The following is a 21,793-nucleotide window of genomic DNA, read 5'->3' as shown; positions in this document are numbered from 1 at the left end:
GATTCCTAAAATCAAAATATCATTGAATCAGCGCTCATGTTTACAAACAGATTTTTGTCCCTTACCCTATCAGCCTCTCTCCTTTCCTTCGCCTGTTACTCACAGATAACTAACAAAGGCTTTGACAGTTTATCGGCTAATAGCTCAATTTTACCATGGAAGGTGAAAGCTGTGTCTGGATATAGCTACACGCTTGATAAGAACACAAAACATGCTGGAGCCTCGGCTTTGAGAATTTCTTCAGCAAATAATGAGAAAGGTAGCTATATGCCATTCTCCCAAGAAGTTCCGATCACAGTAGACCGATTAAAAAAGATAGCTGTAACTGCTTATATCAAATGCGCCGACGTTCAAAATGAAAGCACCCTTTGGTGTCAGATCCTCGATGGACACGGTAAGATGATTGGCTTCCAAAACTTAGGTACACAGGGGGTGAAAGTCGGCGGCACCTCTGATTGGAAGAAGTATACTATGCCAATGACAGTTAATGCAAAAGCTAAAAAACTTCTACTTGGCGGTTATCTAAGTGGTATCGGGAACGTATGGTTTGATGACTTTGACATTGAAGATATGAGTCAGAGTGAAGCTCCTGCTTCACAAGTAGTAGCTACCTATCTCAAAGCATTCGTAGATATTGTTAAACAAAATTCCATTTATACAGATTCCATCAAATGGCCGGAGGTTGAAAGCGATGTGCTGACATTATCTGCGGGCTTAGTCAAAGTTGAAGAAACAAGACCAGTTCTGGATTATATTCTCGACCAGCTTCGGTCTGTAGGTGACAACCATTCGTTTATTCAAAACAAGGTTGCTACAAAGCAATATTCACAAGTGAATTCTAATCCCGGTAAGCCTGAAAACAGCCTTATAGGAAAAAGTATTGGTTACATTTCTGTTCCTGGTTTCAGCTCAACAAATGATGAAGTTTCCATAAAGTTTGCTACCGACATTCAACAAATGATTCGTAACCTTGATAGCAAGAACCAGATTAAAGGATGGATTGTTGACTTACGCAACAATACGGGAGGTAACATGTATCCAATGATTGCAGGACTGGGACCACTTACTGGGGAGGGCATTCTTGGCTATTTTGTCCGAACTGTTAATAAAAAAGAAGCAAAGGCTTCATGGTTTTATGAAAAAGGTAGTTCAGGTGCTGGATCTGGCAAAGTTGTCACAGTGGCCAAGCCGTATAAAATTAAAAATAGAGCTGCAAGAGTTGCTGTATTGATCGGGCCAAAAACCAGTAGTAGTGGAGAAATGACTGCTATTTCTTTTATCGGCAGAGAGAACACAAAAACATTTGGTACTTCCAGTGGTGGATACACTACCGGAAATGGCTCGTTTTCTTTATCGGATGGGGCAACGTTATTATTAGCATCCAGCATTACTGCCGACAGAAATCTAAAAAAATACCTTAAAAAAATTACACCGGATGTTACCGTTAATATCGACAAAGGAGACAGTGATGCTATCGAAACGGCAAGTGAATGGCTATTATCCTTCGGCTCAAAGTGAGGCAGTTTACTACCCTCATCTCATTGTTCGCCCAGACTATCAAGGGATGGGCGTAGGCAAGCTAATTTTGAATAAATTCTATATTAGACGTTGGTCAACGGGAATCTTAATGACATTAATTACCTCGATCAGATCATGGTATCCGGGAAACAGCGGATCCAATAATATGTTAAACTCTAACTGATTGACCGCTGACTTAACCATAAATCCCAATAATTTATGATCGGCAATAGTTGGTCTCCCAGTTTTTTACATGTTAGGTTATCTGTATGGAGCCAATCTTCTGTATACTCAGCGTCGGGAATCTGATAGATCAGATCGTCATTGGTAATACTGATTTCCATGATATAAAGATCGTCTGGAGTCTCCTCCAGATCAAAGTGTACAAGGTTTTCAAAAAAGCCAAAGATGAGTTTTCAGAGGTATAAAGTACATAGGTCCCCTTCTAGGAGTAGACGCCTTCCTCTATACGTGTCAAAACATCTTCTACCATACCTATTCCCGTTGGCGTGAAAAAAAGGGATAGAGGCGTTTCACCATGAAGCGCATTGTTGGGTTTAGAAAGCCATCTCTGGACTCTTTCCCTGCTATCAAATACCTGATAAGTATGCTCCAGAACCCTTGCAACCTCAATCACTAAAGATGATGTCCGTTTATCTAGTTTATCATCAGCATGTTTTCTTTCCAGCGTTTTTATGGATAGGTTCAAAATATCCTCTACAAAGCTTTTTTTGGACATTCCAGTAAAACTGATTACCGACTCCGCTGAAGCCTTACTGATACCTGCTCTAGCGAGCAGTATCAGGTCATAATAATTTTTTATCGATATGTCCAATGATAATGTGCCACCGAGCAGGTCGCTAATTCCGGGCCTGTGTGGTTTTTTTTGAATAATACCCATTATACGACATTTTTATCAAAAATAATCATTACTGCCGCGATATGCAAAACCCATTATCATTCTTCCACCTTTTTGATAGAATACGAAACGCCTAGGCCTTCATATTTCATAGTATTATAAAATGGCATGCTATTAAAACACGCTATTCGGTTTTGTGAAGCGTATTATATAAAGTATGAATCAACATAATTCTTGCACATAGATTCCTAAAAAATAAGATATCAATTTTGAATTTTAATGTGAAAAGATTACTTTGGAGAACCATAGGTCTTCTTTCGTTGCAAAGGATTTACACCAACTTAAATGATTATTGAACGTTTCGAGTGTGAAATTTTAAGAGCTAGCAGGACTAGGCTATTGCAATTGATGGAAACAATTAATTACGAAATATTATTTAAAATTCCAGAAGGTTTTAACAATAATATAATTTGGCAAATTGGTCATTGTATCACTTCTCAACAGAGGCATATGTATATGCGTAGCGGATTACCAATGTATATTTCTAAAGAATTCATGGATTCCTTCAAAATTGGATCGTCTCCAGGTTCATGGAAAATTAGTCCAGATGTTAATGAGGTGAAACGGTTATTGATTGATACAGTTAACCACCTTGAATCAGATTTGGAATCCAAATTATTTGTCGGCTATGAGCCTTTTGAATTACCTATCGGATTTCAAGTGAAAAATCATGTTCAGGCACTACAAGCGGCTAACTATCACGAAGCGGAGCATAGTGGGAAGATTTTTACGTATCTGAAGCTGCTAGTCAAAGAATGAAGTACATTATTGAAGCTGCAAACCAAAAATTCATGCGGACATTAATAATATCATATTTCTTCATTATCTGGTAAAGTACATTAATTACAACGCATGGGCATATAAAGCCTAAACTAAACTATGGCAATAAAAAGCACAGAGAATACGGAACATTATATTTGGGGAGACAGCTGTGACGGTTGGCACTTGCTCAAATCTGATTCGTTGAGCATAATTCAAGAAAAGATGCCACCCCAAACTAGCGAAGGACTACATTTCCATAATACCGCACAACAATTTTTTTTTATTTTAAAAGGTACAGCAACTTTTCAAATTGAAGAAGAGATTTTTGAAGTTAATGAAAATAAAGGCTTACATATTCTCCCTCATCATAAACATCGAATATTTAATCACACCGAACTGGCATTGGAATTCTTAGTTATTTCAGAGCCAAAATCACATGGTGATAGAGTAAATTTCTAAAATATGAACCAAGCGTATTTACATAACCAGAGGTTCTGCAATAATTAAGAAAAACTAAAACCTGAATAATTGAAACTGCAAAATAGGGTCTAAGTTTTCCACCCTTTTTTGATAATCAATATTTTTAACATTTCTTTTGCTGACCGGTGAACAGCTTACGCCTTGTCTTTAACAATCTATACTCACTTTTTGCTTTAAGCATTGTGATAAATAAACTGTTTTACTAACGTAATGCATTTTGGTTATGAAATACCCTGATATGGTTATTTTCTCCATCTGGTTGTTAATCATCTTTGTATAATAAAACAATTATATGAATATAGTTATCACAGGATCCTTAGGAAATATAGGAAAGCCCCTGACCATTGACTTAGTCAAAAAAGGGCACCACGTTACCGTTATTACTAGCAAAGCTGAACGACGGTCTGCTATTGAATCTTTAGGCGCAAAAGCGGCAATAGGAACTTTTTTTGACGTCAAATTTTTAATTGACGCTTTCAGTGGTGCTGACATCGTTTACCTGATGGAGGCCTGGGAAGGAATAGGAAGTATTTTCGATAAAGATGTCGACTTCGTCGCTGCGTTTGACCAGATCGGCAATAATTACAAAACTGCAGTAGAGCAATCAGGTGTCACGCAACTGGTACACCTAAGCAGCATCGGTGCGCATACCGACCAGGGAACCGGAAGCCTTTCCCTCCACAACAAAGTAGAAGGTGTATTAGGCAGGTTGTCAGAAGAGGTTGCTATCAAATTTATACGTCCAGTAGGCTTCTACAGCAACTTATACCGAAACCTGGACGCTATCAAAAACCAACATGCAATTGTATCCATCTACGGGGGTGATCAAAAAGAACCATGGGTTGCAGCTGAAGATATTGCTGCAACAATCTCAGAGGAAATGGAGAAGCCATTTGAAGGCAGATCTGTGCACTACCTGGCCAGCGATGAAGTATCTCCTAACGAAGTTGCTCAAATCCTGGGCGAAGCTATTGGCGAGCCGGATTTAACCTGGAAGGTAATTCCTAAGGAACAAATGCTCAGCGGAATGTTAGCCGCGGGTATGAATGTATGGATCGCAAATGGATTTATGGCTATGCAGGCAGCGCAGGAAAGCGGTTCGCTGTACGAAGATTTTTACCGCCAGAAGCCTGTATTCGGCAAAACTAAGTTCAGGGATTTTGCTAAAGAGTTTGCCCAAGTATATCATCAACCAGCTAAATAACTATGAAGAAAGCATTAATTACCGGAGCCAATAAAGGTATTGGCTTTGAAACTGCCCGGCAGTTGTTACAAAATGGCTATTATGTATATCTCGGTAGCCGCACACTTGAAAATGGCCAGGCGGCAATAGCAAAACTAAATGCAGAAGGCCTCAGACACGTAGAAGCAATTACTTTGGACGTTACTGACGACCAATCTGTTAAGGCTGCCAGGGAAGAGATTGGCAGTAAAACTGAATCACTGGATGTGCTGATCAACAATGCCGGTATCAACGGTGGTTTTCCTCAATCTTCGTTAGAGGCAAGTGTAGACCAGTTTAAAACAGTGTTCGAAACCAATCTCTATGGTGTAGTCCGGGTAACGCAAGCCTTTATCGATCTGCTGAAAAAATCAACTGAGCCGAGAATTGTAAATGTATCTTCCAGCGGGAGCTCGCTTACATTGCACAGTGACCCCACTTGGAAATATTACTCACATAAAGCTGCACTTTACCCGTCGTCCAAAGCGGCACTAAATATGTACACTATAGACCTGGCTTATCAATTAAAGGATACGGCATTTAAAGTAAACGCCGTCTGCCCTGGTTTTGTAGCTACAGACTTCAATGGCCATCGGGGAACAGGAACGGCGCAGGAAGGCGGTTCCCGTATCGCCAAATATGCCATGATTGGGAATGACGGTCCGACCGGTAAGTTCATAGCCGAAGAATACAACCCAGAAACCGGAGAAACGCCTTGGTAGTTTATTATCTTTAACAAAAATCGACTGATGAAAAAGGAAGAAAGTATAGTTTACAAATTGGAATCCCTGACTGATTTCCATCGGATGTTTGGCTTGCCCAAGCCTAAACATCCGTTCATCAGTTACATTGATATAGAAGAAATGAACTATGAGCCTACAAACTTGCCCGCTGCACTGATCATGGATTTTTATAAAATCGCTTTTAAGACCAATCTCTGTGGTAAAGCAAAATATGGGCAAAGCTATTATGATTTTGGTGAAGGTGGTCTAGTGTTTACCTCACCAGGGCAGGTATTTGAAAGTCCGGATGGTACAGCGACTTTAGGCAAGATGCTGTTGTTTCATCCGGATCTTCTTCTTTCTTATTCAGTTTCCAAAAGAATAAAGCAATATGGGTTTTTCTCCTATGCAGCCAACGAGGCACTGCATTTGTCAGACAATGAACGAGCAACCGTTATGACGGTATTCGATATTATTGATGAAGAACTGACCAGTCGTATAGATGACTTTAGCCAGGACGTAATTGTTTCCCAGATAGAATTACTTTTAAATTACAGCAACCGATTTTACAAACGTCAATTTATTACACGTAAAGCCGTAAACAGCGATCAATTGCAAAAGCTGGAAGTTATTCTAGACCAATATTTTAGTGAAGGCAAAGCGGTATCTTCGGGCATTCCTACGGTTCAGGATCTGGCAGATCGGTTGAATTTATCACCCGGTTACATGAGCGATATGCTACGTTCTTTGACCGGTCAGAATGCACAGCAACTTATTCATTATAAACTAGTAGAGAAGGCAAAAGATATATTGTCAACAACAGAATTATCAGTCGCCGAAATTGCCTATCAACTTGGTTTCGAGCATCCGCAATCCTTCAGCAGATTGTTTAAGTCCAAGACCGAGCAGTCGCCGTTAAAATTTAGAACATCATTTGCCCAACAACATAAAAACTAAATCATGGTGCTCGAATAACCTTGGCTAATAGTTCTTAGAGATTTCAATGGACCCTCTTATAAAAAGACGGTTTTAACTGATCTGACCTCAATCAAAGCGTTACGGCAAAAGAAAGATCTTTTCTTTTGAGGCGAGCTCTAGCTTGTACCTGATCCGCGTATCCTCCACTATTCCACCGTTAATTGACAATGTAGAGTCAAGTGATTAAAGCAAGCCTACGGGTTAGATATAGCTTCGTTTATTGAGATTATTATTAATTTCTTATTTAATATTTAAGACATTGCTGAACATAGCCAACTTCTCCTAAAAACTAATTTCATGAGATGTCTTCTTTTTCTATCTATCATCTTTTTCCTTACGCGGTGTAAATCTTCAGAAAGCCATCTTAATGGTGGTTTTGAAACTATTGATAAAGCACATAGACCGGTAGGTTGGGTAATTCGTGGCGATAGTTCTGGAAGTTATATCAAGCAACTGGACAGCAACATCAAACAAAACGGGAAATATTCTTTAAGTATAGAAAAAGCAAAAGACGGTGCTGAATTCGGAGCTTTCTACTTCCCTATTGAAAAGACCTTTGAAGGAGCTAACATTACCTTAAGCGGATACATTAAAACTAAAGATATTAATACAGGATATGCTGGCCTTTGGGCAAGGGTTGACGATGCCTTAGGTAATTCTCTTATCTTAAAGAACATGTCGGATGGAGGAGCAAAGGGTAGTACCGACTGGAAGAGATATGTAATTACGGTTCCATATAATTCAGCGAAAGCCGGTAAGCTTAGTGTTGGAGGTTTGTTAGTAGGCGATGGAAAAGCTTGGTTTGATCAATTAGAAGTTCAGGTTGACGGCAAAACCTTAAAAGAAGCAAAGATATCTGCACGCCCTGTACTCAAAGCACAAACAGACACGTTTTTTAACGCTTCTTCACGAATTAATGATATCAAGCTAAACTATCAGACAACTAAAAATCTGACTGTAACAGGTCAGTTCTGGTCATTTTTAAAATATCATCATCCTGCAATTGCCCGTGGTGATTACAACTGGGATGCTGAACTATTTAGACTTTTGCCTACAATAATTAATGCTCAAGATAATAATGCTTTAAGCGAAGCATTAGAAACTTTCATTAAGAAACTTCCTACTCCAAGAAAATGTACCAATTGTCTTGAGATTGCGAATAAGCAATACTTCATAAAACCCGACTATGGACTCCTATTTGATTCAGGTACTCTAAATAAAACATTGATAGAAAGGCTTACTGATGTTAGGGACAATAGAAACATAGGTCCGAACTATTACGTGACTCTAGCTCCAATTGGAAATCCAGACTTTCACAATGAGTGGAATTATTGGCAAATGACTTATCCTGATGCTGGCTACAGAATTCTCGCTTTATATAAATATTGGGGAATCATTAATTATTTCTTCCCCTCTCGTCAACTCATTGGTGAGAATTGGAATCAAGTTCTATCTTCTGCTTTACCAGAATTCATTAACGCGAAAAATGAAAAGGAATATATGTTAGCAATGTTGAAATTAGTAAGCAGGATTAAGGATTCACATGCTGCCCTTTATGGTCCGAATAAGGCACTACTAGAATTTAAAGGTAAGTTTATACTGCCTCTTCAAGCCAGCTTTATCGAGAATAAGCTTTTAATACTTGCGTTGCATTCTGATACTTTGGGATTAAAAAAGCGTTTGAAGGTAGGTGATGAAATCATCAAGATAAATGATGTAACGATAAATCACCTGGTTCAGAAGTTATTACCTTATACATCTTCCTCTAATTATGATACTCAACTACGAGATCTATCTAGAAGTCTCATAAGAAGTAACCAGGATAGGGTAAAGTTGACCATTAATAGAAATGGTAAGCAGTTTGAATACAGTGTACCAACATTATCTTCAGATTTTGGCTATAAAGATATCTTATTTGAAAAAGCAGAAGCTTTTAAGATAATGGATGGCAACATTGGCTATGTTTTTCCGGGAAAATATAAGAACAGTATGCTTGCGGAGATTAGTAGAACTTTTAATAGTGTCAAAGGAATTATTATTGACATGCGGTGTTATCCTTCAGAGTTCATGCCGTTTACTTTTGGCAATTACATTAAAAAAAGCCAAAGCCCTTTTGTCCATATGACGCAAGCAGTTATTGACTATCCTGGGTCATTTAATTTCATAGCTCCTATTGAGAACGGATTTAGGGCATATGCGCATGATGGCAGCCCTGAACCATTTAAAGGAAATGTAGTGGTTATCGTAAATTCAACGTCGCAAAGCCAGGCTGAATATACGACTATGGCATTTCAAAGTTCTGCAAATGTAAAAGTAGTAGGCAGTACTACAGCTGGTGCAGATGGCGATGTTTCTGAAATAACTCTACCTGGTGGATTAGTGACGAGAATTTCTGGTTTAGGTATCTATTACCCAGATGGTACTGCTGCTCAGCGTGCAGGTGTAAAGATTGACTATAAAATATACCCAACCATAAAAGGTATAAAAGAAGGCAGAGACGAATTAATGGAAAAAGCACTTACTGTAATAAATTCTAAGTATTAAAAGAAATCGTATTGTGACCCGTATCGAAAATGAAATCTTCGTTTAATGAGATAATTTTTTTCTCTTTGCCGGACTTGATGCTTTAGATCTACAGCTAAAAGAGAAGCATGAGAGCGGTCGAAATACTATTATAGCACAGCTTAAATTTTAACTCCTAAAGTTAATAAGATTGAATACTAAAGGTGCTTTAGAACTTCTTCCATGTCCATCAAACTAATAAATTTTAAAATTATTATTACTATGAAACTTATTCTTATAAATTGTCTTATTTATTTTTTGACATTTAACTTCCGACAAGAACCACTTAGTCAAGTTGCATTAATCAAAGTTCCTAACAAAGTTCAAAAGATTAACAATGCAGAAGCCGTACTTTTTATTCAAAAAAACTTTGATAAGCCCCGAATGAATTCCAGATTAAAAAATATGTATAAAACTGGAAGCATAATTATTGGGTTTGAAGATTATGAGCGCAGTAGCCCTATGGATCTTGATGAATTGAAAGAACGAACTTTAGGTAACATGGAGGAAATACGTGCTGCTGGTACAAATGATGAAGTAGACATCATAAACATTAAGGGTAAAAAGTTTTTCATTCATAAGCGTCATAAGAGTGATGAATATCTCTTTAATTTTATTTCTGAGCCAAAAAATAATAAAGGATTAAAAGGGGGGGTGTTATTTAAAAAAGCTGATTCCCTTAAAGCCAACGAGGTATTAAAAACGTTGCTAAGTAATATTGTTTTCAAATAGCCTAAATTAATAGAAACAATTTTAGAAAAGAAATTAGGTCACACTTGGCATTTGAAAATGCTTTTATTCTGCAAGATCATATTTTATGGAAACATGAGTACCTAATATCAAAGTATAAATGAATAATAATATCAATATATCTTTGTGGGTTTATTTATCTGAGTTTATGTAACAGCTAAAAGAAAAGCTGAGACTGGAACCTTCGTTTTTTAAGACTACTACACTTTTTTTATTTAACGACATGCGCTAAATAGACAATCCCATAAGTAACTAAACAAAAAAATGTTTTAGAATTCACACTGGTAAATATATGTTGCTGTTCATTTTTAATAGGCAAAGCATAACGTCCTAGTAACCAAAATTGAACAAAAATCACAATGTCCATGTAGTCAAACTGGCCATTGGTTACATGAAGAAGCTGTAGTATCTCCAATGAAAAACACAAGATAAGTGGAATATACAAGCAGTTTATACGCTGCCCGAAAAGGCTAAGGTAATATGGCTTTGAGACCAGCGTAATGCAAAACATCCATAGTCCCTCGGGTAACGAATAGATCACAACATTGCTTAATGGTATACTAGACACAACTTCCGCCTTTAAAATGGTGTACTCCCCCATCGAAATGACACAGGTGACAAGCTCATTGATCACAGTGGTTTCTGTGCGATAAAACACATAAATAAGAAGACTGATAAGCAACAATATGCCAATAAGAAAATATTCCTTTTCATCTTTTCTGGTAGATCAAAAGCTTAAAGTAGGATGCTATTCCAACGTTGACTTCCTTCTGAAGCGTGAATTTTTGAATCGTTCTAAAGTCTTGAATGTGAAAGAGCGATTTAAACCGAAGAAGCCTTCCTATGCCTTCAAAGATGTGATCAATATGTCTGAGCCAGTTATTAGGTGTGAAATGATTTAGAATAAATACTTTTCCTTGTGGCTTTAGGACACGGTGCACTTCCTTCAACAGTTGCTCTGTATTATCTACTACTGCAATAACGTGAGACAGAACGATGTAATCAAAGGTTTGATCCTCAAATAAGAGTGCTTCGCCGTCCATTTCAAAAACTTTTACATTACCTGATAGCTTCTTACGCGCGGTTTTCAGCATCGCAGTAGAGGTATCAATTCCAATTACATCATGTTTTTTATACTGTTTTAAATGCACACCGTTTCCAACTCCGATCTCCAGCACCTTACCATCAGCCAAAATGTTTAGTTCATTAAACAATAATCTCTTTTGTGATTTAAGGAATAGATCTACAACTGGGTAGAAAAATGAGAAATGGTTATAAAAGGCCGTAGTTTGCTTGTTCATCTGTTAACTTTTTCTTAAACCATGTCCATACTATCAAAAGACTTACTCAGGTACCGACCGTTATTATGCATATTTTTGCATACTTTGAAGCCTTCCATGTTTGGCCATGGCCAAGTTTCTTTTACAATCAACAAGTATAAAACTAATTAGAAATTTGATTATTTGCACTAAAGCTGCTGAATGGAAGATAATATTTGATCCTTTTATTCCGAGTTTATGTTTAATACAATACTTGGTTTCAGAAGCCTAATCCTTCAAAGGATAGCTAGCAAATCTTCGTTTTTTGAGACAAGATATAGCATTGCTACCCAAAGTAGCCTATCATAAAACCACCGTGGCTGTTGCACAACCTTCGCAAATAATAATGTGTGCACATTAAATTGTCGCAACGCACTGAGAATTGGCTATAAGCGATTCGAACTTTTTGTGTGCGTCTTTATCAGATTCTCAGGCTATCAAAGAAGCCAAAAATTGACCATTTCAATTACCGGGATAGTTGTGCAACAGCCACCACCGTTTAATGATAATATAGAGCTTACAGAATCAGACATACCTTCGTTTTGTGAAACTATATTTCTCTTTGCTGTTCTAAGCTTTCAAATTTTACAGCTAAAAGAAAAAATAATATAGGATGGGGGAATCATACCGTTGATTTTACGACAAAATCCTATTTTTCTGAATTTAGGCTGTAAGCTTCCCTAAAAGCTGACCATTTAAAAGTAGAATTCTCGACCAAGCGTAGCGCGGGCGATAAAAAGAATTTTTAACTTTAAATGTGTAATATGAAAAAGTCAAGATTTACGGAGACTCAGATTGTCAAAGCAATCAAGGAACATGAAAATGGTAGGAATGTTAATGAGCTATGCCGTGATTTAGGTGTAAGCACTGCATCCTTCTACAAGTGGCGTCAGCGTTATGGTGGTCTGGAAGTTAACGAACTGAAAAGGATAAAGGAGCTGGAAGATGAAAACGCCCGGCTTAAAAAAATGTATGCAAATCTGAGTCTGGTACATGAAACTTTTAAAGAAGCTGTAGAAAAAAAGCGTTAACGTCTGATGAAAAACGCGGGCTGGTGGAAGAAATGGTCAAGAAAATCAGCCATCGTCAGGCGTGTTTATGTGTAAACGTTCCTCGAAGTAGTTGTTTCTATATTCATAAGCAGAAAGATGATGATGAGATTATTGATGAGCTGAAAGTGCTCGTTGAAAAGCATGCTGTTATTGGGTTTTGGAAATGTTACCACAGATTGAGACGCAAAGGCTTTCTTTGGAATCATAAACGGGTATACAGGGTTTATACTGCTATGAAATTGAATATAAGACGGCGAGCAAGAAAACGACTTCCCGCCAGAGTAAAACAAATTCTGTCTACTCCTGAAGCCATCAACCAGGTATGGTCAATCGATTTTATGAGCGACAGCTTATGGGACGGAAGGAAATTTCGAGTACTGAACATAGTAGATGATTATAACAGGGAAATCTTGTGCATCGAGCCTGATCTGTCGTTACCAGCTCATAGGGTTGTAAGAGCATTGGAAGCGTTAGAGCAGTATAGAGGTCTACCAAGCATGATTAGAGTCGACAACGGTCCAGAATTCATTTCAGATAAGCTAGGGGATTGGTGTAATGAGAAAAAGATTACCTTGATATTTATTCAACCCGGTAAACCAACTCAAAATGCATATGTGGAACGATTTAACGGGAGTATGCGTAGGGAATTATTGAATGCTTACATATTCAGAACACTGGACGAAGTAAGAGAAAAAGCTGAAGAATGGATGTATGATTACAATAATCATAGGCCACACAAAGCACTAGGCTTTAAAACGCCAGCTGATTTGTTGCTAGATATTAGCAGCTAAATTCTACTTTTGAATGGTCTGATTTTACGGGAAGCTTACAAGGCAACATTGATACAAATGATATGAAGTTATAAATCTAAGATGAAATTATATGTTCGTGTAGGTTTTAAAGCATTCTTAAAGTCGCCTTTTGCTTTCATATTCCTTTGGTGTTGTACTAAAGGTAACCGGAAGGGAAAACTTTTTATCATGAGTTATTTATAAAAGGTTACAAAAAAGTTAAATGCTCTATACCTTACCAAATAGATTACATTATCCAGATAATAATTTATGACTAATAGTGATAAACTAGCTAAGTTAGGGATGCGAATAAGTTATAATTGTACCAAATAATAACTCAAACACTCCATTTGCTCAATGAACCAAAGCCATGTGAAGTATTGTAGCTTTTTTTGTTTAAATCTTAAATTATGAAACAGAAAACACTTTTAAGCCTTGGAGTATTTTTGTTGCTCACGCTTTCGCAGCTTTTTGCTCAAAAAAAGAATCCGCCGATAACTTTTAAATCTGGAGATTGGCTCGAAGCAAGTATTCGGATCCGTAATTTATCCCGTAACTCTGACTATAACCTAAGGGTTAGATACGAGGTATCCAATAAGCTGAAAAATAGGAACTTAACTTTTAAAGTTACAATTGAGCGACTGCGGTTAAAATATATTGATACAGACAACACTTGGTGGGGTTATGATTCTTACTATCCCAAATACATTGAGAACCGAAAAAAGAATCTTACTAAGCAGATTTACGAAATCACCACTAATGGCAACGGGAAAATATCAAACGTAACTGTATTGTCTACAGCTCGAAAATTTAATTTCTCTTTAATTACCGTTAAAACCAATGCTTCATTTCAAAAAGAAGAGTTCTCATCTGAAAACATTTTCCCGGTTGTACAATTAAAAAGAATTTCTGAGACCCTGATGAGCTCTTTAATTAGTGGTAAACCAATGCCTAAAACGCTGCACTTGTCAGAATCAAATGACATCGCTAATCTAATCTTCAAATCGGCTTCTTTTACTTTGCCAACGAATGCGATAATTAAAGGACATATTGCTAATATCACCCCGATAGATACCATTTATGAATTTGATAGAAAAATTTACAAGTTCAACAAGGATGGTTCATTTAACGCTGGTGTTTTAGCTGGTTTTACCGATCAACAGCTTTGGGTTATGGGTCAATTTGACGAGTATAAGACCTTTTACGCACAGCTAGAACCGTTTGATACGCTTATCGTTAAAGCAGACCGATTAGATTTCGATAACACGGTCTCCTTTTCAGGAAACGCAGCCGCTAATGCGGAATTAAGCAAAGAACTGAGGCCTATTTTTAATAGTCAATGGGTTAATGAAAGCAAATACCGGGATAAATCATTTACTGACTTTCTTTTGTTCCAAAAGCAGGGGCAAAAGGACTTTGACAACGTTTTAAGTAGGTATGAAAAGCATGTTCCTGTAGAAATAATAGAGAATAACAGGAGTAATTTTAGAATCACCCAGGCGGGTACTAAACTGGAATTCTTTACACTCAACCGCAAGGGTTTAAAGCCAAAAATGTCTTTAAACGACTTCCCTAAAGATTATTTTGAAAGAATTGATACTTTACCTGTATCATTGAATATTTCGGAGGGTGGTCTCCATTACATTTGGTACATGAAGTGGTTGCTATCCTACAAGCAAACCAAGTTAGGAATGACGAATGCCAGTCAGCATGGCTTTTTAGCTAACTATGCAACCGCCATGGCCTCATTTAACGGGTATCCTTTGTATTATTCTATTTATAATTCTCTAAGAGATGAGCTCCTTAAAAGTGAGGTGGAAACTGCAGAAAGGTTGAAAACTTATTATGAAGATTTTATCAATAATTGTGGCGATACCACAATGGTAAATCGTGTAAAAAAGGAATGGACAGAAGCAAAGCCATGGTTGCCCGGCAATCCTAGTCCGGCAAAAGAGCTTCCTACCAACGACGGAAATACGCTTGATCTTGCCAAGTTCAAAGGAAAGCCCCTTGTTATCATTGTAAATTCTAATAATCCCGATGTACTAAAAGATTATATAGATATTATTAAAAAGCAAAAAGGAAATGAAATACATTTTCTAATTGCACAAAGTGTAAGTGCAGTGGAGAGAAGTACGATACATCAGACGCTAAGGGAAATGCCCAATGTCACTTACGTTGAAGTTAGCTTAGAAAACCTCCTAAAGAATTTTAAGTTGCACTTTCAGCAAACGAAGGTATATACATTTGATTCAGACTATCGAATTATATCCAGTTACTTGTTAGATGACTCTCCTGACGATCAGTTAATAGTAGAGGACATGATAGAAAAAGCAATTGAGTCAAATGTAATGACCAAGGAGCAGAAAGCAGAATTGATTAAAACGATAGGATGGAGCGCAGGCTCCATTTTGTTTGCAGGCCTATTTTTTTTTTGGATTTACAAAGCAAGGGTAGATAATCTCAAAAGAAAAGAATCGTTAAAAAGAAAGATAAAAGAGTTGGAAGTGAAAGCAATCCGTTCTCAGATGAATCCACATTTTATTTTCAATGCGTTAAATTCCATCCAATCGCTCATCAACAATCAACAATATAAAGAAGCGAATATTTATTTAGAAAAGTTTGCTTTGCTGATGCGGCGAGTATTAAACAATTCTGAAAAAACATTTGTAAGCCTTGCTGATGAGCTAGAAGCTGTAACCTTGTATGTTGAATTGGAGCAACTGCGTTTCGATTTTGTGTTTGACATTCAAGTTGATAATGGTATCAATACGAATTTGATTGAAATACCGGGGATGATTACCCAACCGCTTATTGAAAACGCCATATTGCACGGCATAGCTCATAAAGGAACTTCGGGCACTTTGAAATTGGAAGTTAGCAAAACCGCTGATTGCCTTAAGATCGTAATTAGCGACAATGGTTCTGGCTGGGATGGAATAATTAAAGATGATCATAATAGTTTTGGCTTAAAGTTGGTACGCGAGCGACTAAACTTGTTAAACACGCCTGATACTAAAGGCAAGCTAGAGATAAGTAGCAACATGGCCGGGAAGGGCGTTACAGCCATTTTGATTATTCCTGTAGACTAATGAACATGAAAATCAGAAGTATTATAGTTGACGACGAAAAGAAGAGCAGAAGCAACCTAAAGCAACTGCTAACAAATTATTGCCCTGTAGTAGAAATCGTTGCTGAGGCAGATTCCGCTATGACCGCTTTGCCGTTAATTGCACAACATAAGCCGGACCTGTTATTTCTTGATATTGAAATGGGGGAACTCTCTGGATTTGATTTGTTAAAGTTGTTGAACGGTCAGCAAAACTTCGAGCTAATTTTTGTTACCGCGTACGATAAGTATGGTATACAGGCTGTTAAAGCTTGCGCTTTAGATTACCTGCTTAAACCTATTAATATTCTGGAGCTGAGCGGTGCTATTGACAAGGCCATTAAACAAATTAGTCCTAGAAAAGAAGATGAACGGTTAAAGGAGCTGGTGGCCAATATTGACCGCCAGGGTGATGAACAAAAAATAGCTATACCGCTTGCTGATAAGATCGAATTTATCACCATAAGCAGGATAATACGATTGGAAGCTGAAGGCAATTACACGCATATCTACCTTGCAGATCATAAACATTATTTGGTATGTAAAACATTAAAAGACTACCAGGAATTGCTAGAAGGGCATCATTTTATACGTACCCACCAATCACACCTAATTAACGTCAAAAAGATTTCTTCTTATGTGAAAACTGACGGTGGTTACATCGCCATGGAGGATGGAAGCCAAGTGCCGATTTCAAGGCAAAAGAAAGATGAGGTGTTGGGTAAAATATTGAGGTAAGCGTTTCAATCCTCAATTGAAAATAAATATTTGCATAAGTCACAAATTACGCTCACATCAGGATCTTTTAATCATTAACCTACAAATACTCTCCGTTTTTTAAGACAAAGGAATATCCTACACCGACCGAGGCTATCTTTTTATACTTACCGTTTTTCGATAACATAGAGCTTAATGATTAATTGAGATTACAGGGCATACATTGAAGAGGACGACGATTAACAATTGTATATTAGAGTATCGATATTATTATCTTTATAAAAAAATAGATGTTATGTATAGCTTAATGATTCCACCGCTTTTCGCCATTTTTATTCTTTATATACTATATCGCACCTTCATAACGAAAGACATTAAGAAAAGAATTTGGGAACTTTATACCGGCTTGGTATTCATTGCCGCTTGGGGAATTTTATTTTTCCTTATTTCTAGATAAATAAATATGGAAACTAAAAGAACATTAAGCTGGTATAACTTTACACAGTCAAAACTTTATGCAAACATTGGTATTCGAGTTGGATCGGTGGTATTATTTATTTAATCGTGTTTTGTTAATAGCAATTAGGAAGACATTTGGGTTGTAGTGATATATTAAATAATTGCGGCATAGTGTGCAGATGCACCTAAAACGCTTATGCGCTTACAGTCATTTCGTTTTTTTAGACAAATCCATTCTTGTATGGCCCACTAATGTACCCTCATCTACTGTGAGTAACTATTTGTTAGTTATCGGGGATTGATCGCCTGTATAGCGACGATTAAATTTTTACCCAGAACATGCCCATTGCTGGTATTGTTAGTCAAAACAACTACTGCTAGTTTTTTATCTAAATCTATACAAATACTGCTGAAATAACCTCCCGCTCCCCCATCATGGTTTAGAACGGTTTTACGGGTGTCCAAGTACTGCCATCCCAAACCTATTTTATTAGGGCCTTTTTCATAGCTGACCTTATGAGTTAACCTTATAGCCGAATCAAGTCTATCATTGCGGCTATATAGCTGCGCTTTTGCATATGCTATAAGATCATATGTCGAGCTTTTGACAGCGCCGGCTGGCTCCATTGCTTGCATACGATAAAAAGGCACAGGCTGGTAGTACATATTATACCCCTGAGCAAGGTTTTTGAATTTCGTGGTATCAATTTCGATGACAGTTTCGTTCATCCCTAATTGGGATGTGATATGCCCTCTTACTATGTTCCGATACGAATTATGGAAAACCGTTTCGAGTATTGTACCCATTAAGCTTACTCCTACGTTACTGTATTCATACCTCCCTGTAGCCTTTTCCAGTTTATAATCCTTTGAAAATGAGTACAGCATGTTAACACTGTAGTTTCCAAAAGGCTGATTGGCATCAGTAATTGCGGGCCCGAAATTATCAACATCACGTGGTAGACCGGATGTGTGATTAGCGAGCTGCTTAAAGATTATGTTTTTCAATCCTTGATTTTCCGCCACAGAGTCCGGTAGGAATTTAGCAATCGGGGTTTCCAGGGTCAACAATCGCTGTTGAACAGCAATTGCAAGCAGTGTAGAAGTAAATGTCTTTGTTACGGAACCGATATCATAGAGCGTATGATTATTAGGCAGAATTTTACTGCCGATTTTACGCTCTCCATAATTATAAAAAAAGCTTTTCCCCTTATACCAAACAGCGACACTAATACCAACGTTGCCCTTGGTTTGAATATAGGGAGATACAACTCTGTCAACAGCTGTGTCTAAGTAACTGACCATTTTATTGTCTTTAGGCGCCTTTTCTGCTTTTAAACTGGTTTCAGCGTAAGGATGCAGTGCTATACTGCTGATCTTGCCGTATTTATCTAAAGCACCTACCTCAAATTGGAAAGGTCTGGTAGCGATTTTGCCATTTAATGATACGTTGAGATCCACTTTGTAAATGCTTAAAGAATCATTCTGGGATACCAAGGTCATATTTTCGAGTGGCAGCAGACCGGACAATTGCTTTGTGTAGACGCTTGCCCAAGCGGCAGGAGGTAAACGCTTTTTAAATGCTTCGCCAACTAGCTCGTAAATACTATCAGGTTTACGGTCATTCAAATATCGAATGGCTAATCTAGCAGTCGCATCTGTTTTCTGGTCGGATACTGCAGGCGTGCAACTGATTAAAAAAGTTACCAAAACAAGGATAATTGGTTTTAGATAACGAGCTAACTCCTTTTTAGACATATTCCCGATACGGTCAAATTGATGTTTAGACTGCTGCCTATAATAGTCATAAAAACATGAAAACACTATTCTTTGACAATTGCATAAAACTACGACTATTACGCTATTAAGTAGTTACCTACATGAATAATTACTTACAAATTTGCTGGCCTTACTGACTGTGATCAGTGCAGTTTCCTATCTTATCAAATAATATTGCAAAAAATTTAGATCTTAAGGACCTCAGTGCATTACCACTATTAGCCTGACAATAATCTTTGTTTATCTGATATGGCCTGTAACTAATTTATCGGGGTGATAATGCTTTGGTCGCTTTTTTTAAGTGTGTAAAACGGTTACTTTCAAATCTATATTTGGGTGCCAAAGTCTGGTTACAATTTAAGCATAGGTGGTGCAATAATAGAAATTTACTAAAGTTGAAAGGGGATGATACGCTCCATTCTTAAATATTGCTTTTATGGTCATTTTCCTGACCGCTAATGCGCGATCCTTAGCAAAATCAAGTGCAGGTGGGATTTTTAAGATAATCGCGCCTAAATCATGTTTGGGGCCTTAAAATCGATGAAAATATATATTTAAAATTAGTATTAAATGTGGTTTTTAACCATGTTATTTGACATCAAAATCAGGCTCAATTAATGTTTTTTGGGCTTTAAAAGATGAAATAATACAGATTATGGAAACACTACTTTTTAATTATTGGTGGGTTTTGGTGGCACTGTTATGTGCGGGTTTGAACAAATATATTTTACGGTTTTTATTCGGGATGGTCGTGGTTCCAGAAGACCGGGTCGGTTTGGTTACTAAGAAATTTGTACTGGTTGGGGCAGACAAGGAACTGCCCGATGGGAGGATCATCGCAATAAAAGGCGAAGCCGGTTTTCAGGGGAAAACCCTTGCTCCGGGTTTGTACTTCAGGATGTGGGTCTGGCAGTACAGTGTGACCATGGAAGAATTTACAGTTATCCCTGAGGGAAAGATCGGGCTGCTCCTGGCAAAGGACGGCGCAGAAATTCCAACCGGAAATATTCTGGGGCACCGTGTGGATTGCGATAATTTTCAGGATGCAGTTAAGTTTCTGGAAAATGGCGGGCAACGGGGCAGGCAGACCTCCTACATTACCTCCGGCTCTTACCGGATTAATACGCTCTTGTTTCAAGTCTCCGTTACAGACATGGTCCGCATCCAGGAAAGTATGGTCGGCATTGTGACCACCCTGGACGGGCTGCCAATTGACGCTGGTCAGATTGCCGGCAATTTGATAGAGGCTCATAATAACTTCCAGGATTTTGATGCATTCATTAAATATGGTGGTAACCGGGGCTTACAACCTCAGGTAATTCTGGCTGGATCATATAACCTGAACCCCTGGGCGATCCAATTGGAACAAATTCCAATGACTGAAATTCCGATTGGTTACGTAGGGGTAGTTATTTCTTATATAGGAAATGACGGGAACGATCTGACTGGAGTTGATTTTAAACATGGAAATATTGTTGCAAAAGGCTCCAAAGGAGTTTGGCTGGAGCCGCTGGGTCCAGGTAAATACCCAGTCAATAAGTATGTAATGAAAGTAGAATTGGTGCCGACCACGAATCTGGTACTGAACTGGGCGTCGGCACGTAGCGAGGCGCATAATCTGGATAAGAATCTTAGTACCATTACCGTACGGTCTAAAGATGGTTTTCCTTTCAATCTGGATGTAGCGCAGATCATCCATGTGCCCACTACAGAGGCACCAAAGGTGATCGCACGTTTTGGAAACATGGTTAATTTGGTTTCACAGGTGCTGGAGCCTACCATCGGCAACTACTTCCGTAACTCTGCCCAGGATAGCGACGTAATTGCATTTCTTGGTACGAGGAAAGAGAGGCAGGAATCTGCTAAGGATCATATCCGGAAGGTGCTGGATGAGTACAACGTCAATGCTGTCGACACTTTGATTGGTGATATTGTCCCTCCGGAGTCTTTAATGAAAACCCTGACCGACCGTAAACTTGCTGAGGAGCAAAAAGTAACGTACAATACGCAAAAGCAAGCGCAGGAAACGCGTCAGGGGATGGAGAAAGAAACAGCCATTGCAGATATGCAAAAGGATATGGTAAAAGCGCAGCAAAGTGTGGAAATCGCCGAACGTACGGCAAGTGCTACAGTTAAAAAGTCTGAAGGTGATGCCGCCGGTGTAAAACTAGCGGTGGGTGCAGAGGCGGAGGCAACCAAGATGCGTGCGCATGCCGAGGCAGAGGCAACCAGAGCCAGAGCTCAGGCAGAATCTGAAGCCATTAAATTAAGGGCATCAGCCGAAGCAGAGCAGATATCATTAACTGGCGATGCGGAGGCTGGTAAAATTCTGGCAATTGGTAAATCTACAGCAGAGTCTTACGAACTGGCTGTTAAAGCACTCGGAGGCGAAAACTTTACCCGTTATAAGATCACTGAAGAGCTGTCTAAAGGAAATGTTAAATTAATTCCTGATGTGCTGGTTGGCGGAAGTGGTGGTTCAGCCATGGACGGTTTACTTGGAATTAAGCTAATGGAATTAATGGATCCGGACCGCAAAGAGTCTAAAGAATTGGCTCCTGTTGCCATAGGGAAATAGATATTAAATAAAATATTGGTTGGTGAAAAGAAAGGAGTTCTTATTTCACCAACCATATGTTGTTACGCACCTTTTA

16 protein-coding genes are annotated in these 21,793 nt (G+C 38.2%); 12 read left to right on the top strand and 4 right to left on the bottom strand.

Annotated features, from left to right (window positions below; genetic code table 11):
- Nucleotides 1–36: 36 nt before the first annotated feature.
- A complete protein-coding gene (locus tag WKF66_RS13595; protein WP_489675012.1) occupies nt 37–1,518 on the top strand; it encodes a S41 family peptidase in 1,482 nt (493 codons plus the stop codon).
- A gap of 176 nt (nt 1,519–1,694) precedes the next feature.
- Here WKF66_RS13595 and WKF66_RS13590 read toward each other — a convergent pair whose 3' ends face one another.
- Together WKF66_RS13590 and WKF66_RS13585 are read right to left on the bottom strand one after the other, a co-directional pair.
- Complete coding sequence (locus WKF66_RS13590; RefSeq protein WP_489675011.1) at nt 1,695–1,862, bottom strand: hypothetical protein; 168 nt, start codon at nt 1,860–1,862, stop codon at nt 1,695–1,697.
- Between the two features lie 101 nt (nt 1,863–1,963).
- Nucleotides 1,964–2,419, bottom strand: a complete 456-nt coding sequence (locus WKF66_RS13585) for an Xre family toxin-antitoxin system antitoxin (RefSeq protein WP_489675010.1) — start codon at nt 2,417–2,419, stop codon at nt 1,964–1,966.
- A gap of 303 nt (nt 2,420–2,722) precedes the next feature.
- Here WKF66_RS13585 and WKF66_RS13580 point away from each other — a divergent pair, with 303 nt between their 5' ends.
- The 7 genes from WKF66_RS13580 to WKF66_RS13550 all read left to right on the top strand — a co-directional run bounded on the left by WKF66_RS13580 (nt 2,723) and on the right by WKF66_RS13550 (nt 9,895).
- Complete coding sequence (locus tag WKF66_RS13580) at nt 2,723–3,196, top strand: DinB family protein (RefSeq protein WP_489675009.1); 474 nt, start codon at nt 2,723–2,725, stop codon at nt 3,194–3,196.
- A 120-nt stretch (nt 3,197–3,316) separates the two neighbouring features.
- Entirely contained in the window at nt 3,317–3,658 is a 342-nt protein-coding gene (locus tag WKF66_RS13575; protein ID WP_489675008.1) for a cupin domain-containing protein, read from the top strand.
- A gap of 313 nt (nt 3,659–3,971) precedes the next feature.
- A complete protein-coding gene (locus tag WKF66_RS13570) occupies nt 3,972–4,883 on the top strand; it encodes an NAD(P)H-binding protein (protein ID WP_489675007.1) in 912 nt (303 codons plus the stop codon).
- Between the two features lie 2 nt (nt 4,884–4,885).
- Nucleotides 4,886–5,623: an SDR family oxidoreductase gene (locus tag WKF66_RS13565; RefSeq protein WP_489675006.1), complete on the top strand. Its 738-nt coding sequence runs from the start codon at nt 4,886–4,888 to the stop codon at nt 5,621–5,623.
- 27 nt (nt 5,624–5,650) lie between these two features.
- Nucleotides 5,651–6,580, top strand: coding sequence for a helix-turn-helix domain-containing protein (locus WKF66_RS13560; RefSeq protein WP_489675005.1), 930 nt, complete (start codon nt 5,651–5,653; stop codon nt 6,578–6,580).
- 318 nt (nt 6,581–6,898) lie between these two features.
- Nucleotides 6,899–9,145 (top strand): S41 family peptidase, encoded by a 2,247-nt coding sequence (locus WKF66_RS13555; protein ID WP_489675004.1) that lies wholly within the window; start codon nt 6,899–6,901, stop codon nt 9,143–9,145.
- Between the two features lie 240 nt (nt 9,146–9,385).
- A complete protein-coding gene (locus tag WKF66_RS13550; protein ID WP_489675003.1) occupies nt 9,386–9,895 on the top strand; it encodes a hypothetical protein in 510 nt (169 codons plus the stop codon).
- A gap of 728 nt (nt 9,896–10,623) precedes the next feature.
- On the opposite strand, the gene WKF66_RS13545 is transcribed toward WKF66_RS13550, so the two are convergent.
- Nucleotides 10,624–11,214, bottom strand: coding sequence for a class I SAM-dependent methyltransferase (locus tag WKF66_RS13545; RefSeq protein ID WP_489675002.1), 591 nt, complete (start codon nt 11,212–11,214; stop codon nt 10,624–10,626).
- A 782-nt stretch (nt 11,215–11,996) separates the two neighbouring features.
- Here WKF66_RS13545 and WKF66_RS13540 point away from each other — a divergent pair.
- From WKF66_RS13540 to WKF66_RS13530, 3 genes are all read left to right on the top strand, one after another.
- Nucleotides 11,997–13,075, top strand: a protein-coding gene (locus WKF66_RS13540) for an IS3 family transposase (protein ID WP_489672741.1) whose coding sequence is annotated in 2 segments (ribosomal slippage) — nt 11,997–12,258 and nt 12,258–13,075 — 1,080 coding nt in all. Because the reading frame shifts where the segments join, the coding sequence is not laid out codon by codon here.
- A 410-nt stretch (nt 13,076–13,485) separates the two neighbouring features.
- The gene (locus WKF66_RS13535; RefSeq protein ID WP_489675001.1) at nt 13,486–16,167 is read left to right on the top strand and encodes a sensor histidine kinase; all 2,682 of its coding nucleotides are present in this window, start codon (nt 13,486–13,488) and stop codon (nt 16,165–16,167) included.
- A gap of 5 nt (nt 16,168–16,172) precedes the next feature.
- Nucleotides 16,173–16,922, top strand: coding sequence for a LytR/AlgR family response regulator transcription factor (locus WKF66_RS13530; RefSeq protein WP_489675000.1), 750 nt, complete (start codon nt 16,173–16,175; stop codon nt 16,920–16,922).
- Nucleotides 16,923–17,648: 726 nt separating this feature from the next.
- Here WKF66_RS13530 and WKF66_RS13525 read toward each other — a convergent pair.
- The gene (locus WKF66_RS13525; RefSeq protein ID WP_489674999.1) at nt 17,649–19,070 is read right to left on the bottom strand and encodes a serine hydrolase domain-containing protein; all 1,422 of its coding nucleotides are present in this window, start codon (nt 19,068–19,070) and stop codon (nt 17,649–17,651) included.
- A gap of 724 nt (nt 19,071–19,794) precedes the next feature.
- Here WKF66_RS13525 and WKF66_RS13520 point away from each other — a divergent pair.
- Complete coding sequence (locus WKF66_RS13520) at nt 19,795–21,717, top strand: SPFH domain-containing protein (protein WP_489674998.1); 1,923 nt, start codon at nt 19,795–19,797, stop codon at nt 21,715–21,717.
- Nucleotides 21,718–21,793 lie beyond the last annotated feature (76 nt).

Source organism: Pedobacter sp. (genome assembly GCF_037719805.1).
In the GTDB taxonomy this organism is placed as follows: domain Bacteria; phylum Bacteroidota; class Bacteroidia; order Sphingobacteriales; family Sphingobacteriaceae; genus Pedobacter.
Note: the sequence above shows the minus strand (reverse complement) of the source record. Positions and strands in the feature narration are given on the sequence as shown.

What these genes read in the sequence shown, in the direction of transcription:
- WKF66_RS13575 (WP_489675008.1), top strand. Translation starts at nt 3,317, where the DNA reads ATGGCAATAAAAAGCACAGAGAATACGGAACATTATATTTGGGGAGAC.
- WKF66_RS13530 (WP_489675000.1), top strand. Translation starts at nt 16,173, where the DNA reads ATGAAAATCAGAAGTATTATAGTTGACGACGAAAAGAAGAGCAGAAGC.
- WKF66_RS13545 (WP_489675002.1), bottom strand. Translation starts at nt 11,214, where the DNA reads ATGAACAAGCAAACTACGGCCTTTTATAACCATTTCTCATTTTTCTAC.
- WKF66_RS13595 (WP_489675012.1), top strand. Translation starts at nt 37, where the DNA reads ATGTTTACAAACAGATTTTTGTCCCTTACCCTATCAGCCTCTCTCCTT.
- WKF66_RS13565 (WP_489675006.1), top strand. Translation starts at nt 4,886, where the DNA reads ATGAAGAAAGCATTAATTACCGGAGCCAATAAAGGTATTGGCTTTGAA.
- WKF66_RS13520 (WP_489674998.1), top strand. Translation starts at nt 19,795, where the DNA reads ATGGAAACACTACTTTTTAATTATTGGTGGGTTTTGGTGGCACTGTTA.
- WKF66_RS13580 (WP_489675009.1), top strand. Translation starts at nt 2,723, where the DNA reads ATGATTATTGAACGTTTCGAGTGTGAAATTTTAAGAGCTAGCAGGACT.
- WKF66_RS13570 (WP_489675007.1), top strand. Translation starts at nt 3,972, where the DNA reads ATGAATATAGTTATCACAGGATCCTTAGGAAATATAGGAAAGCCCCTG.
- WKF66_RS13585 (WP_489675010.1), bottom strand. Translation starts at nt 2,419, where the DNA reads ATGGGTATTATTCAAAAAAAACCACACAGGCCCGGAATTAGCGACCTG.
- WKF66_RS13550 (WP_489675003.1), top strand. Translation starts at nt 9,386, where the DNA reads ATGAAACTTATTCTTATAAATTGTCTTATTTATTTTTTGACATTTAAC.
- WKF66_RS13560 (WP_489675005.1), top strand. Translation starts at nt 5,651, where the DNA reads ATGAAAAAGGAAGAAAGTATAGTTTACAAATTGGAATCCCTGACTGAT.
- WKF66_RS13555 (WP_489675004.1), top strand. Translation starts at nt 6,899, where the DNA reads ATGAGATGTCTTCTTTTTCTATCTATCATCTTTTTCCTTACGCGGTGT.
- WKF66_RS13535 (WP_489675001.1), top strand. Translation starts at nt 13,486, where the DNA reads ATGAAACAGAAAACACTTTTAAGCCTTGGAGTATTTTTGTTGCTCACG.
- WKF66_RS13590 (WP_489675011.1), bottom strand. Translation starts at nt 1,862, where the DNA reads ATGGAAATCAGTATTACCAATGACGATCTGATCTATCAGATTCCCGAC.